Source organism: Asprobacillus argus (assembly GCF_032248395.1).
Classification (GTDB): domain Bacteria; phylum Bacteroidota; class Bacteroidia; order Flavobacteriales; family Flavobacteriaceae; genus Polaribacter; species Polaribacter argus.
The window spans coordinates 304,882-320,724 of sequence record NZ_JAVTTO010000001.1; the positions used below are offsets into that span (position 1 = coordinate 304,882).

General features: G+C 37.1%; 11 protein-coding genes. All 11 read left to right on the top strand.

Features of this window, described 5'->3' with window-relative positions; translation table 11 throughout:
* Positions 1–2 precede the first annotated feature (2 nt).
* The 11 genes from pabB to preA all read left to right on the top strand — a co-directional run bounded on the left by pabB (position 3) and on the right by preA (position 15,828).
* Positions 3–1,316 carry an aminodeoxychorismate synthase component I gene (pabB, locus tag RQM59_RS01375; protein ID WP_349240783.1) on the top strand — a complete coding sequence of 438 codons (1,314 nt, stop codon included), beginning with the start codon at positions 3–5 and terminating at the stop codon, positions 1,314–1,316.
* Positions 1,250–2,668: a tRNA lysidine(34) synthetase TilS gene (gene tilS / locus RQM59_RS01380; RefSeq protein ID WP_349240263.1), complete on the top strand. Its 1,419-nt coding sequence runs from the start codon at positions 1,250–1,252 to the stop codon at positions 2,666–2,668. The genes pabB and tilS overlap by 67 nt, the downstream gene beginning before the upstream one ends.
* Positions 2,668–4,632: a protein-disulfide reductase DsbD family protein gene (locus RQM59_RS01385; RefSeq protein ID WP_349240264.1), complete on the top strand. Its 1,965-nt coding sequence runs from the start codon at positions 2,668–2,670 to the stop codon at positions 4,630–4,632. Before tilS ends, RQM59_RS01385 begins: the two co-directional genes overlap by 1 nt.
* 216 nt (positions 4,633–4,848) lie before the next feature.
* Positions 4,849–6,315 carry a CoA-acylating methylmalonate-semialdehyde dehydrogenase gene (locus RQM59_RS01390; protein ID WP_349240265.1) on the top strand — a complete coding sequence of 489 codons (1,467 nt, stop codon included), beginning with the start codon at positions 4,849–4,851 and terminating at the stop codon, positions 6,313–6,315.
* 28 nt (positions 6,316–6,343) lie between these two features.
* Positions 6,344–7,681: an aminotransferase class III-fold pyridoxal phosphate-dependent enzyme gene (locus RQM59_RS01395; protein WP_349240266.1), complete on the top strand. Its 1,338-nt coding sequence runs from the start codon at positions 6,344–6,346 to the stop codon at positions 7,679–7,681.
* The gene (locus RQM59_RS01400; protein WP_349240267.1) at positions 7,678–9,351 is read left to right on the top strand and encodes an NCS1 family nucleobase:cation symporter-1; all 1,674 of its coding nucleotides are present in this window, start codon (positions 7,678–7,680) and stop codon (positions 9,349–9,351) included. Before RQM59_RS01395 ends, RQM59_RS01400 begins: the two co-directional genes overlap by 4 nt.
* 1 nt (position 9,352) lies before the next feature.
* Positions 9,353–10,864, top strand: a complete 1,512-nt coding sequence (locus RQM59_RS01405; protein ID WP_349240268.1) for a sodium/proline symporter — start codon at positions 9,353–9,355, stop codon at positions 10,862–10,864.
* Between the two features lie 37 nt (positions 10,865–10,901).
* Positions 10,902–12,287 (top strand): dihydropyrimidinase, encoded by a 1,386-nt coding sequence (gene hydA, locus RQM59_RS01410; protein WP_349240269.1) that lies wholly within the window; start codon positions 10,902–10,904, stop codon positions 12,285–12,287.
* Between the two features lie 12 nt (positions 12,288–12,299).
* Positions 12,300–13,166, top strand: coding sequence for a nitrilase-related carbon-nitrogen hydrolase (locus RQM59_RS01415; RefSeq protein WP_349240270.1), 867 nt, complete (start codon positions 12,300–12,302; stop codon positions 13,164–13,166).
* A 1-nt stretch (position 13,167) separates the two neighbouring features.
* Positions 13,168–14,490 carry an FAD-dependent oxidoreductase gene (locus tag RQM59_RS01420; protein ID WP_349240271.1) on the top strand — a complete coding sequence of 441 codons (1,323 nt, stop codon included), beginning with the start codon at positions 13,168–13,170 and terminating at the stop codon, positions 14,488–14,490.
* Positions 14,491–14,499: 9 nt separating this feature from the next.
* Positions 14,500–15,828, top strand: a complete 1,329-nt coding sequence (preA, locus tag RQM59_RS01425; protein ID WP_349240272.1) for an NAD-dependent dihydropyrimidine dehydrogenase subunit PreA — start codon at positions 14,500–14,502, stop codon at positions 15,826–15,828.
* Positions 15,829–15,843 lie beyond the last annotated feature (15 nt).

The following is a 15,843-nucleotide window of genomic DNA, read 5'->3' on the forward strand; positions in this document are numbered from 1 at the left end:
TGATGCAAAGGACGATTAGAACATTTCAAATACAAAATATGAAGGAGCTTAAAAAGAACCTTCTGTATTGGTCAAATAGTTTTGAGGTTGCCCTATGGTTAGATTCGAATGATTATGATCAGAATTACTCTTCTTTTGATGCCGTACTTGCTATTGAAGAGTTTACTGCTATACAAACGGATTATGAAAATGCCTTTGAAAAGTTAAAAGAATTTCAAACCATTACGCAGGATTATATTTTTGGATATCTAAGCTATGATATAAAGAATGATACGGAGAATTTATCTTCCAATAACTTTGATGGACTTCATTTTGATGATCTCTTCTTTTTTCAGCCACAAAAGATCCTTTTCTTAAAAGGAAATACGTTAGAGTTTCAATATTTAAAAATAGTAGATGATGAAATCGAGAAGGATTTTGAAACGATTTTAACAAAGACAAATACAACAGCATCTGCACCTTCTGAGGTGAATATTAAACTTCGAATCCATAAAGATGAATATTACCAAAAAGTTTCAAAAGTTTTAGAACATATTCATAGAGGTGATATATACGAAGCTAACTTTTGCCAGGAATTTTATGCTGAGGACTGCAAGTTAGATCCCGTTAAAGCCTACTTAGACTTAAATGAAATTTCTGAACCTCCTTTTGCTACTTTCTTCAAAAAAGAGCATCATTTCTTAGCTTCGGCATCACCAGAACGCTATCTAAAAAAGGAAGGGTCAAAAATTATTTCTCAACCCATAAAGGGAACAGCAAAACGTTTGGTAAGTGTCGTTGATGATCAAAAAATTGCTGCGGATCTGTATCGAGATGAAAAAGAGAGAGCAGAAAATATTATGATTGTTGATCTTGTTAGGAATGACTTAGCTAAAACCGCAAAGAAAGGGAGTGTGACCGTGGAAGAGTTATGTAAAGTATATTCTTTTAAACAAGTTCACCAACTCATATCTACCGTAACCTCTGAGATAAAACAAGATGTACATCCTGTTGATGTAATACGAGACTCCTTTCCTATGGGCAGTATGACCGGAGCACCTAAAATCTCGGCAATGAAAATTATTGAGAAATTAGAAGAAACAAAAAGAGGATTATACTCTGGGGCTATAGGGTATTTCACACCAAAAGGTGATTTCGATTTCAATGTTGTTATAAGAAGTATTCTCTATAATGCAGAAAACAACTACGTTTCTTTTTCCGTTGGTGGGGCTATAACCTCCAAATCGACTCCAGAAAAAGAATACGAAGAATGTTTGTTAAAGGCGAAAGCAATGAAGATGGTGCTTACCAAAAAAGTATCAGAACCAACATATTAGCCCAAATACAGACAAAATTGGCTATTTTTGATCCCATGCTACAGCAATTTAAAGAACACTTAGATAATCATTTTCCATACCTACGGAATGAGCCTGTACTTATTGCTATTTCTGGAGGTATTGACAGCGTGGTATTGACTCACATCTGTAATGAACTGGAAATAGATTTTGTTTTAGCACATTGTAATTTTAAATTAAGAGGTAATGAGAGCGATGATGATGAAAAGTTTGTGCAAGAATTGGCATCGAGTTTAGGAAAAAAAATACGTACTACTTCCTTCGATACGGATACACACGCCAAGAATCACAAACAGTCGATTCAAGTGGCAGCTAGAGAATTACGCTATCAATGGTTTCAAAAAGTTTTAGAGGAACACCAATTGAAATACGTGCTTACAGCCCACAACACCAATGATAATTTAGAAACATTTATTATCAACCTTACTAGAGGGAGTGGGTTGGAAGGGTTTACTGGAATCCCTCCGATCAACGGAAACATTGTAAGACCGTTACTGGCTTTTTCAAGAGATCAAATTACCATGTTTGCCATCAAAACTGGTATAGAGTGGAGAGAAGATAAATCCAATGCTTCCGTAAAGTATATACGGAATAAAGTTCGTCATAAGATCTTACCTGTTTTGCAGGATATCAACCCAAACATCTTAGATTCGTTCAAGAAAACACTCGAACATCTAAATGAAAGTCAAGATATGATTGATGCCGAGATCCAAAAAGTGTCAGAAAATATAATTACGAAAGATAATTTGGGTATTCTAAAAATGAATATTGACGAAATTTTAAAATTATCTTACCCTAAAGCGTATCTATATCAGGTCTTAAAAAAATACGGATTTACAGAGTGGAATGACGTCGTAAGCCTGCTATCTGCTCAATCTGGCAAACAGGTATTTGCAAAAGAATATCGACTTCTAAAAGATCGACAATTTTTAATGCTTACGAAAACAGAAGCAACAGTTTCGCAAAATAAAGTATATGAGATTCTTGAAACTATGGATAAAATAGACATCCCGATCTCACTTCATATGCAAGCTACTAAAGAAAAAGTGATAAAAAGCAGCGTAGATATCTTAGTGGATAAAGATTTGTTAAACTTCCCGCTACATGTAAGAAAATGGGGTTATGGCGACTATATTTGTCCTATAGGTATGCAAGGAACTAAAAAGCTAAGTCAATTATTCAAAGACCGTAAGTTGTCTTTAATCGACAAGGAAAATGTTTGGCTATTAACGGATGCTATGGATACAATTATCTGGGTTATAGGCATGCGTCAGGATAGAAGATTTAGTGTTTCCAAATCAACAAAAAGTATATTAAAAATTACGAGATCCTAATGAAGAAATTGATCACTTTACTTGTATTGTTTTTTACAATTACCTCCTATGCTCAAACAGAAAAGGAACCCATAGTTTGGAAAACCTCTGTTCAAAAGATTTCAGATCTAGAATATGATCTGGTCTTCTCTGCAGTTATTTTGGAAAATTGGCATCTATATTCTCAATACAACCCTGAAGGAGCTTCCCTACCACTGGAAATATCGGCTGTTGACGAAAAACCTGATTTTAAGTTAATAGGAAAAGCCAAGGAAAGTAAAACCGACAAAGAGTACAGCGATGTTTGGGAAAAAGAAGAGATCTTCTTTAAATATAAAGCTGTTTTAACGCAGAGAATTCAACTTACAAATACCAACATTACGGTTATAAAACTGAACCTGTTCTATCAAGTCTGTAAAGTGGGTGGTGTATGTATTCCTTTTGACGACGATTATACTTTTTCCCTAGATGGAGCAGTTGTTGAAGAAAAACCTGTAGAAATATCAGAAAGAAGTATCACGCTGTCCAATGCAATGAAATTGGACCTAAAGAATACACATCTTTTAGAAGAGGAAAGTAACGAAAGTAGTAGTTTATTATACATCTTTCTACTTGGCTTTGTTGGTGGTTTATTAGCACTGTTAACACCATGTGTATTTCCAATGATACCATTAACCGTGTCTTTTTTCACCAAACAATCAAAAAACAAGGCAAAGGGCATTACAAACGCAATATTATACGGCGTTTTTATTATATTAATATATGTACTTTTAAGTGTTCCTTTTCATTTAATTGATGGGCTAGATCCCAATATTTTAAATGATATATCTACCAATGTATGGTTAAACATTTTCTTTTTTGCAATTCTGGTCTTTTTTGCTTTTTCATTTTTTGGATATTACGAAATTACCTTACCGAGTTCTTGGGGAAATAAAATGGACTCAGCTTCTAGTGTAGGCGGGCTTATAGGAATTTTCTTTATGGCTTTAACCTTGGCCATTGTTTCATTCTCGTGTACCGGACCTATCCTTGGTTCTTTGCTAGCTGGATCGTTGAACGCAACAGGAAATCAGGCAATGCAACTATCAGCAGGAATGACAGGTTTTGGAGCAGCATTGGCATTACCCTTTGCTTTATTCGCACTATTCCCTAGTTGGCTAAATTCCCTACCTAAGTCTGGGGGCTGGCTAAATACAACTAAGGTAGTTCTAGGTTTTCTGGAATTAGCTTTTGCCTTTAAATTCCTCTCCAATGCTGATTTAGTTGTTCGCTTTGGTCTTTTAAAACGTGAAGTGTTCATTGGAATTTGGATCGTTCTTTTTATAGGATTGGCTTTGTACTTATTTAAACGAATTAAGTTTCCGCATGATGGACCTGATAAAAAATTAAGTTTTTCTAGGGTGTCTTTTGGAGTGCTAACAGTTGCATTTATCATATACTTGATTCCTGGGACTCTCAAAAACCCAACATGGAACTTAAAATTACTAAGTGGATTTCCTCCTCCTCAATTCTATAGTGTATATCAGCAAGAAAGTGAATGTCCACTAGGATTAAACTGCTACAAAGATTTTGACGCTGGTTTAGCAGTCGCAAAAGCAGAGAATAAACCCATACTTTTAGATTTTACAGGTTGGGCCTGTGTAAACTGTAGAAAAATGGAAGAAAATGTATGGAGTGATGATGCTATATACAACATCCTGAAGAAAGAATATATTTTGATCTCCTTGTATGTAGATGATCGAAAAAAATTGCCCAAAGAGGAACAATTTGAGTTTATAAGAAGTAATGGAAATCTGAAGAGAATTCGAACCATTGGAGATAAATGGGCAACTTTCCAAATAGTTAATTTTCAAACAGCTTCACAACCCTATTATGTATTGCTAAACACGGACCTGGAAATATTAGCTCCACCAAAACAGTATACGGATATAGGTGATTATTACAACTGGCTTAAAAAGGGAATACCGCCTAAACTAAAAAAATAATAAAACAAAAAAAGCTTCATTTTAATGAAGCTTTTTTTGTGGTTTGGAAGACTCTAAATTGACTACAGAGAGATTGTCATTATAACAATCAAATAGGTTAATAAATATTAATTTTATATATTTGATAAGGGTGCACTAGAAAATCATCAATTTTTTACGTTGATTTTTGAAGCATTCTTATTTTTTTGTTTAAAATTTAATGAAGTCCCTTTGATTATGAATGTAAGTGAAACACTCTCGGAAGTTAAGAATTTTATCAACGGTAAATTTGAAAGAAACGGGCAATCCTTTATGGATGTGTTAAGCCCAATAGATGGTTCTAAAATCTCGTCAATCCCATTGTCAACATCAAGTGATGTAGATGCCGCTGTAAAAGCAGCAACAGCAGCTTTTCCTACCTGGTCAGGAATGACTTTTAAAGAACGTGTCCAAATCTTCTTTAGATACCGAACCTTACTCGAAAAAAACATGGATGAACTTACTCAATTAGTTCAACTTGAAAACGGAAAGACCTATGGAGAAGCTAAGGCAGAAGTAGAGAAAAGTATGGAGCTTTGCGAGTTTGCTGTTTCTATGCCTCAAATTGTGGTAAATGAAATTCAAGAAGTAAGTAAGGGTGTAGAATGTAGAATTGAACGAAAACCTTTAGGTGTTGTCGCTTCTATTACACCGTTTAATTTCCCGAACATGGTCCCTCATTGGACCATGCCAAATGCATTAGTATTAGGAAACACGATGGTCATGAAACCATCTGAGGTAGTTCCGTTAAGCACTGTTAGAATGGCTGAGCTTTTAAAAGAAGCAGGGTTACCCGATGGTGTTTTTAATTTAGTAAACGGAGGAAAAGAAGTTGTAGAAGCTATTTGCGATCATCCTAATATCGAGGCAGTTTCTTTTGTAGGATCTACTAAGGTTGCGAAAATTGTATACAAGAGAGCGACTGCTACCCTAAAACGATGTGTAGCTTTAGGTGGTGCTAAAAATCACCTATTAGTATTACCTGATGCAAATCCTGAGATGACAGCATCAAATGTAGTAGCATCTATGTCGGGGTGTGCAGGACAGCGCTGTATGGCTGCTTCCGTTATGGTCGGTGTAGATAAAATACAACACATTATAGATAGAATGGTAGAAGATGCAAAAGCCATTGTTCCAGGAGAAAACTTAGGCTCTGTTATTAGCGCAGAAGCAAAAGAACGTATCGAAGGATATATTGCCGAGGCAGAAAGGAATGGTGCTACTATTTTATTGGATGGACGGAATGCAACAGTCCCTGGAAAAGAAGGAGGCTTTTATGTGGGGCCTACTATAATTGACCATGTAACTATTGATATGTCTGTCGCAAGAGAAGAAATATTCGGACCTGTTATTTCCATTATAAGAGCAAAAGATCTAGATCAAGCGATCGAAATTGAAAATGGATCTAATTATGGAAACGCAGCAGCTGTATTTACACAGAGCGGTGGACTTGCTAAACAAGTCATGGAGCGCGCAAGTGCCGGAATGATTGGTGTAAATATTGGCGTTCCAGTTCCAAGAGAACCTTTCTCATTTGGAGGTTGGAACGAATCAAAATTTGGTGTAGGTGATATTACAGGTCGTAGTTCTATAGAATTCTGGACACAGAATAAAAAGACAACGACTAAATGGAATCCTGAAGCCCAAATAAACTGGATGAGCTAGCGTCCTAACTTTTTAATATCTCAACCATATGAGTAATCAACAAATCATACAAGATAACCTTGACTATACACTGTTCTCTTGGGCTAAACAGGGTGGGTTAAATCCTATCAATGCTTTGCGAGCGAAGGGATCCTATGTATATGATAGAGACGGGAAAAAATATTTAGACTTTTCTTCTCAATTAATGAATGTAAATATTGGTCATGGAGATCAGCGAATTACGGATGCCGTTACTAAACAAATGCAAGAAGTAAGTTATGTGTACCCTGGAATGGCTACAGATATTCGAGGTCAACTCGGAAAGAAAATAGCAGAAATTACACCTGGAAACCTTACTAAAACGTTCTTTACGTTAGGAGGAGCAGAAGCTATAGAAAATTCAATCAAATTAGCACGAATCTACACTGGAAGACATAAAATAATAACACATTATAGAGCCTATCATGGAGCAACCTACGGCGCTATTTCTGCTGGAGGAGATCCTAGGAAATTTCCGGTAGACAGTCAAGCAATGCCAAATGTTGTACACGTAGAAAATCCATACGCATATCGTTGTCCGTGGAATTCTGATTCCATAGAACAGTGTGGCGAGCGTGCTTTTGCCCACCTAGAACGTATTGTGAAATTTGAAAATCCTGATAGTATTGCAGCTATCCTCTTTGAAGGAGAGTCTGGATCGTCAGGATGTATTAAATATCCTCCCATGTATTTGAAAAAAGTACGTGAGTTGTGCGATGCATATGGTATTCTTTTTATTGATGATGAAACTATGAGTGGTTTTGGAAGAACAGGTAAAATGTTTGGAATTGACCATCATGAAGTAACACCTGATATCATGGTTATGGCTAAAGGATTAACTTCAGGATATTTACCATTAGGAGCAATGACTGTTACAGATACTATCGCAAATCATTTTAATGATAATCCAATGGTATTGGGGTTAACATATTCTGCACATCCTGTTTCCTGTGCTGCCGCTTTAGCAAACCTAAATATCATACTAGAAGAAGGGTTGGTTGACAAAGCTGCCAAAATGGGAAGTTATATTGAGGCTGAAGTAGAAAAATTAAAAGCAAAGCATCCTTCTATTGGAGATTTTAGAAATACTGGACTTTTGGGATGTATCGAATTAGTAAAAAATCGAGAAACGAAGGAACCAGTAACGCCGTGGAACGCGAAACCTGACGAGATGGAGGTCACTTTAAAAATGGCCGCGAAAGTCAGTGAGTTGGGCATGTTCACTTTCGTTCGTTGGAACTGGATCTTTATTGCCCCTCCGTTAAATGTAACCAAAGAAGACGTAGACAAAGGATTGAATATCATTTCACAAGTTATCGAAATTGCAGATCAATATTATATATCATGAGTAAAGACATTGTAGGTTTAGAAGAAGATATTTCTCACTCATCTTTATATAGTGAGGATTTAGCGCCAGTTTCTAAAGAAAATAGAACCTGGAGCAAATGGCACCTTGCTGCTATTTGGGTAGGAATGGCCGTATGTATTCCTACCTATTTGTTAGCCTCTTATATGATAAAAACAGGACTGAACTGGTACGAAGCGCTGATTATTATTGGTCTAGCTAATTTAATTATTACCATCCCCATGGTGTTGAATGGTCATGCCGGTGTGAAATATGGCATCCCTTTTCCTGTGATTGGTAGAGCAGCCTTTGGAACAAAAGGTGTACACTTGGCATCAGTTACCAGAGGTATTATTGCTTGCGGTTGGTTTGGTGTACAAACCTGGATCGGTGGTTTAGCCATCTATGCCATTTTTAATGCCATTACAGGAGCAACAGGAGAATTGGGTTTATCCTTTGGGAAATTCGTTGGCTTTGGAATTTTTTGGGTTATTAACATGTATTTTATCTGGAGAGGCACAGAAAGTATCAAATGGTTAGAAACCTTCTCTGCTCCTATTCTTGTTATTATGGGATTAGTACTAATCTACTGGAGTTATGCAAAGGCAGATGGCTTTTCTGTGGTTCTAGAACAAGGAAAACAACTACAACATACTGCAGCTAAAATTTCAGAAAAAGACAATCTCTTCTACCTCAACTTACATTCTTTAAAGGACAAAGAAGGTGCTTTAAAAGCTTCAGAATATAACATTGTTTCAGACTCAAATACGTCATGGGAATCTTTTACCGAAAACCCGATACCAATTACGAATACTGAAAATGTACAGGTTCAGTTTAGAACTACAGATAATGGCAATGAAGTACTATCAAGTATTGTAACTGCTACTATGGTAAGTAATGATGCTTCTGGAAGTAAACTTTGGAGCTATCTACTTTGGTTAACAGCTATGGTTGGATTCTGGGCTACTATGTCCATCAGTATTGCAGATATTACAAGATATGCTGCCACGCAAAAAGATCAAGTTGCAGGACAGTTTATTGGACTTCCAGCCACTATGTTACTCTACTCCTTTGTCGGTATTTTTGTCACCTGTGCGGCCATTATCAATTTTAAAGATATTTTAATCGCGGATGATGCTCCCTGGGATCCAGTTTCCTTAATTGCCAAATTTAAGAACCCAGTAGTTGTTATTGTCGCACAAGTATTTATGTTAATTGCCACCTTAAGCACCAATATTGCTGCTAATGTAATTGCACCTTCTAATGCATTTTCTAACCTATTACCTAAGAAAATCAGTTTTAAAAAGGGAGGTACTATTACAGGAATTCTTGGGATATTAATTATGCCTTGGTGGTTGTTGAATGAAATTTCAGGCTTTCTGATTTTCGTAAGTGGATTATTAGGGCCTGTTCTAGGAATTTTGATAGCCGATTATTTTTTGGTGAGAAAGAAAAATCTAGCGCTGGCAGAGCTCTATAAAGAAGATGGTATATATTCCTATAACAAAACCGGCTTTAACAAAGCTGCAATGATTGCATTATTTGTTGGTGTTTTCTTGGCACTTATTGGGTATTGGGTTCCAGCATTGAATTTCTTGTATTCCCTATCATGGTTTACAGGATTCATCATATCTTTTGTTTTATACGCGCTACTAATGAAAAAACCAAGCTAATTTGAATACGAAATACATCATATTATTCCTTTATTTTTCAGTCCTTTTTTTAATAGGGTACTTTGCCGCTAAGCGGATAAAAAATACAAAGGATTATTATGTTGGAGGTAAAAAACTTAATTTTTGGGTCGTTGCCTTTTCTGCCAGAGCTACTGGCGAATCTGCATGGCTCCTACTAGGATTAACAGGTTTAGGTGCTATGGTTGGTGTTTCAGCCTTTTGGGTGGTGCTAGGTGAAGTTATTGGAGTAACAGTATCGTGGTTTTTTATGGCTGAAAAGTTTAAGAAACTTTCTGATAAATACAATTCTATTACCATTCCCGATTATCTGGTAAGTAGGTTTAAGCCAAAAGGGAATACCCTACGTATAGTGGCCGCTACAGCACTATCACTATTCGTAATAATTTATGTGAGTGCTCAGATTGATGCCACAGGTTCTGCTTTTGAATCTTTTTTAGGTTGGAATTATTTTACCGGTGCTATTGTAGGCTTTTTGATTGTACTCACTTATATTTTTTCTGGTGGTTTTGTGGCCGTCGCCTGGTCCGATTTATTTCAGGGTTTAATAATGCTTATAGGACTCGTTGGATTACCAATAGTTGCCTATGTTTCTATTAGTTCTGATGTTTCCATTTCTCAAGAATTAACAAAATTAGATCCTTCCTTTTTAAACATATGGGGAGAAGGAGGGCTAACGCTCATAAACATTTTTACTATCCTAGGGTTTGTCTTTATTGGATTAGGCTTTATGGGATCTCCGCAATTATTTGTGAGGTTCATGTCTATAAAAGGGATTTCCGAAATCAAAAAAGGACGTTGGGTGGCTTTTGTCTTTACTATACTCACGGACTCTTGTGCAGTTCTCATTGGAATTTTTGGAAGATATTTATTGACATCCATAGATGCCAATCCAGAAGATATTTTAGGAAATGGCGGACAAAATGTACTACCTCTTTTAGTAGAAGAAATAATGCCGTTAACACTGATTGGTCTATATATCGCGGCAGTTCTTTCGGCAATTATGTCAACCATTGATTCATTATTGGTGGTAGCCTCAAGTGCTATTTCAAGAGATTTTTACCAACAGATATATAAACCTAAAAAGACGGAAGTTGAGCTAGCAAAAATTTCAAAAATTATTACATTGCTGTTAGCCGTGTTTGCTTTAATCATAGCAATGATTGTTGCTATTACCACCCCCGAGAGAACCATCTTTTGGTTTGTTATTTTTGGATGGTCTGGAATAGCGGCTACTTTTTGTCCCACAATAATCCTATCTCTTTTTTGGAATAAGTTTAATACAAAAGGAGCTATAGCTTCAATGATTACAGGATTTTTATCCGTGCCTCTTTTTAAATTTGGTTTCACATCATTAGATGGAGTCGGAATCTATTTCGAAAAATTAGGAGAGCTTGGACCTTCCTTCATTTTAGCCATAATTATAGGGATAATTGTAAGTTCAATTACATCAAAACAGTATGTAAATAGTGAGATTAAGAGTATAACCGAGTAAAATCTTGTAAATTTAAAGAACAGAGAAAGATAAAAATATGTCAATTTTAATTAAAAATGGTCAAATCGTTACGGCTGCCGAAACGTATATAGCAGATATATATGTTGAAGGAGAGCGCATTGTTGCCATTGGCGAAGATTTGAATTATGATGCAGAAAAAATTATAGATGCAACCGGAAAATTAGTTTTTCCTGGAGGAATAGACCCTCATGTGCATTTGGATATGCCTTTTATGGGAACCTATTCTAGTGATGATTATGAAACAGGAACCAGAGCTGCCCTGCATGGAGGAACAACTATGGTTATTGATTTCATTTTACAAACACAAGGAGACACCCTTCATAATGCCTTAAAAACATGGCAGCAAAAATCTCAGGGAAAAGCTATAGGAGATTACTCTTATCATATGGCTGTAACCGATTTTAACGATAATGTGGCGAAGGAGGTTGTACAAATGATTGAAGAAGAAGGTATTTCATCTTTTAAAACATTTATGGCCTATAAAGGAGCGTTAATGATTGATGATGGTCAAATGGTGCAGCTCATGAAAGTAGTCAAAAAACATGGCGGATTGGTAACCGTTCATGCTACTAATGGAGATATGATCGACTCATTGATCGCAAAAAACAAAGCATTAGGTAACCTATCTCCACTATATCATTATCTATCTCAACCAGAAGTAACAGAAGCGGAAGCCTCTGCACGGTTTTCTGATATGTTGCATTATACGGGATGTCCTGGATATATCGTACACATGACCTGTGAAGGAGCTTTAAATGCTGTAAGAATAGCAACACAACGTAATCAAAAAGTTTTCGTAGAAACCTGTACTCAGTACCTTATGTTAGATGCTTCTCTATACGAGAAAGATTTTGAAGGCGCTAAATGGGTTATGAGTCCTCCACTTCGTGAAAAGAAAGATCAAGCTGCATTATGGTCAGGAATAAACCAAGGCTTGGTACAGGTTGTTGGTACAGATCACTGTCCTTTTATGTGGGAGCAAAAGAAAATGGGGAAAGGCGATTTCTCAAAGATTCCGAATGGACATCCGGCTATCGAGCATCGCATGGAACTATTGTTTTCCGAAGGTGTACACAAAGGAAAAATCTCACTAACAAAATATGTCGAAGTGAGTTCTACCAATGCTGCTAAAATCTTTGGAATGTATCCAAGAAAAGGAACTATCGCCATTGGGAGTGATGCAGACATTGTCATTTTCGACCCCAAGAAAGAGCATATCATTTCAGTAGAAACACATCATATGAATTGTGACTATTCAGCCTATGAAGGTCAGAAGGTAACAGGGAAAACAGAAACAGTGCTCTTAAGAGGACAAGTTGCCATCGAAAATGAAGAATGCAAATTAAATGCAGGAAACGGGCAATTTATCCCAAGAGGAAAAACATCAATAACAGTAATTTAGAAACAACATATTATGCCAAGAAAAGTAAAATCAGGATTGATACAAATGAGTCTTCCTATGACGGAAGGAGAGGGGACTATACAAGAAATTATGGATGCCATGTACGACAAGCATATTCCATATATCGAAGAAGCTGGGCGACAAGGTGTTCAAATACTCTGTTTACAAGAGATTTTTAATACCCCTTATTTCTGCCCAGGACAAGATAAAAAATGGTATGAATCTGCAGAATCTGTTCCCGGACCAACTACTGAGAAAATGCAAGTATTGGCAAAAAAACATAATATGGTCATTGTAGTTCCAATTTATGAAAAGGAATCACCTGGTGTGCTATACAATACCGCAGCAGTAATTGATGCTGATGGTACCTATTTAGGAAAATACAGGAAGAATCATATTCCACACACAACTGGGTTTTGGGAGAAATTCTTCTTTAAACCAGGGAATATGGGCTACCCAGTCTTTCAAACAAAATATGCGAAAGTAGGTGTTTATATCTGTTACGATAGACACTTCCCTGATGGCGCAAGAGCACTAGGATTAAATGGAGCGGAAATCGTTTACAATCCATCTGCTACCGTAGCTGGATTAAGCGAGTATTTATGGAAACTAGAACAGCCAGCACATGCAGCTGCCAACGGCTACTTTATGGGATGTATCAATCGTGTAGGAGAAGAAAAACCGTGGAACTTAGGAAAGTTTTATGGCCAGTCTTATTTTGTAGATCCTCGTGGGCAAATCTTTGCAGAGGCATCTCGTGATGATGACGAATTATTAGTGGCAGAATTTGATTTAGATTTGATAGAAGAAGTACGATCTACATGGCAGTTCTTTAGAGATAGAAGACCAGAAACATATGGACGTTTAACTGACTTATAATATGGCAGAATATAAAAGACCCACAACGGAAGCTGAGTTTGAAAAAAACTTTAAGCAGAAAAAACCTTTGATGAATGATACAGAAGCGTATTACGAAAGTTCTCGCTGTTTGTTTTGTTATGACGCACCTTGCATTCAAGCGTGCCCTACAAGTATAGACATCCCTCTCTTTATCAAACAAATTCACACTGATAATGTTACTGGAGCATCTAAGACTATTTTTGATGCCAACTGGTTAGGAAATGCTTGCGGAATTGTATGCCCCACAGGTGTTTTGTGCGAAGGTGCTTGTGTCTATAATCATCAAGATGTTCCACCTATTCAAATTGGTCGACTTCAGAATTACGCGACAAACAAAACTATTGATGCCGGAAAAGAGATTTTTACGGTAGGTGTATCTAACGGAAAGAAAATTGCCATAGTTGGAGCTGGTCCTGCTGGTCTCGCCTGTGCTAGTGAAGCTAGAACTTTAGGCTATGAGGTTGATATTTTCGAGGCAAAAGAAAAACCTTCTGGACTAACCGTTTATGGAATCGCTCCATATAAAATTACCAATGAGGAAGTTTTAAAAGAAGTAGACTATTTACAAAGTCAACTAGGTTTTAATATCATTTATAATAGTCCCATTGATACTCCAAAACGTATAAAAGAATTGGAAGCAACCTACGATGCTATCTTTTTAGGTGTAGGATTGGGCAAAACAGCTACGTTGCACCTCGAAGGAGAGAATAAGAAAGGAGTTGTTGGAGCGGTTGAATTTATCGAGGAACTCCGAATGAAGCATCATAAACTGAAAGTCCCTGCGAAAGTAGTAGTTATTGGTGGTGGAAATACTGCTATGGATGCCGCTTCCGAAGCGGCCCGAATGGGAGCAAGAAAAACAGTATTAGCCTACAGAAACTCTAGAGAGAATATGGGTGCTTATGGTTTCGAATATGATCTAGCTATTAGTGCTGGTGTAGATAGTTTGTTTCATGTAACCCCTATTGCAATTGTTGGAAATGGTAGTGTAGAGGGTGTTAAGTTTGCAAAAACTGAAATTGTAGACGGGAAACTTCAAACCAATATGAACAACACCTTCATCGTGCGTTGCGATATGGTTATTAAAGCTACTGGACAAGCAAAACAAGGTCATTTCTATGACCTAATAAGTGATCTAAAATTAGATGCTAAAACACGAATTGAAATTAATGATGAATTCCAGACATCGAACCCTAAGTATTTCGCGGGTGGTGATGCCATTAATGGCGGTGCAGAAGTTGTGAATGCAGCTTACGATGGAAAAATGGCAGCAAGAGGAATTCATAATTGGTTAACTAAATAAGACAAAGACATGGTAGATTTATCAATAAATTTTGGCGGAATAAAGGCTCCAAATCCGTTTTGGTTGGCATCCGCTCCACCTACGAACTCAGGATATCAAATTATGAAAGCTTTTGAAGCTGGTTGGGGAGGTGCCGTATGGAAAACATTAGGTGTGCCCGTAGTAAATGTGTCTAGTCGATATGGGTCTGTGAACTATCGCAACACCCGTATGATGGGTTTTAATAATATTGAGCTAATTACAGACAGACCTTTAGCCGACAATCTAAGAGAGATTGAAGAAGTCAAAAAGTACTTTCCAGATCACGCGGTAATCGCGTCATTAATGGTAGAAAGTAGAGCCGAATGGGAGCAAATTATTAAAGACGTGGAAAACGCCGGTGCAGATGGTATTGAACTAAACTTCGGATGCCCACATGGAATGTGTGAACGTGGAATGGGGTCTGCCGTTGGGCAAGAACCTGAAGTGTTAAAAACCATTGTAGAATGGGTAAAAGAAGCAGCTCAAATTCCAGTAATTACAAAGTTGTCTCCTAATATTTCTCATATTACGGATCCTGGTTTAGCAGCTGTGCAAGGAGGAACAGATTCTATTTCATTAATCAATACGATCAAGAGTATTGTAGGGATTGATCTGGATTCTTACGCACCCTACCCTATCGTTGATGGTAAAGGAACTAATGGTGGTTACTGCGGTCCTGCAGTAAAACCAATTGCCATGCACATGTTGAAAGATTTAGCACAACATCCGGAAATTGGAAAGGTTCCTCTTTCGGGAATCGGAGGTATTGAAACTTGGCGAGATGTTGTGGAGTTTATCTTATTAGGAGCTACTTCTGTACAGGTTTGTACTGCCGTAATGCACTATGGCTTTGGTATCGTGAGAGAAATGGAAGCTGGTTTGCGACAGTTTATGGAAGAAAAAGGGTATAATACGATCTATGATTTTGCTGGAAAAGCATTGCCAAATGTGACAGAATGGAAGCATCTAAATTTAAAACATAAAGTAGTAGCCGAGATCAATCCAGATAAATGTGTTGGGTGTGAACTGTGCTATATTTCTTGTGATGATGGAGCGCATCAGGCGATTGCATTATCGGATGACCCAACAAATAGAATTCCTAATATTATTGAAGAGAATTGTGTGGGTTGTAACTTGTGTTCTTTGGTATGCCCCGTTGAAGATTGTATTACGATGGTTAAGAAAGATGACGGATCGGAACATATTACCTGGAATGAACGTACTTTAAACGATGACGTTCCTACTACTTTTGACGATGACAGAGCTGGTGGTAAAGGGCATTTTGTTCCTAAGCCTTCAGATGCTCTTAAAAAATAATAAACATAAAAAAGA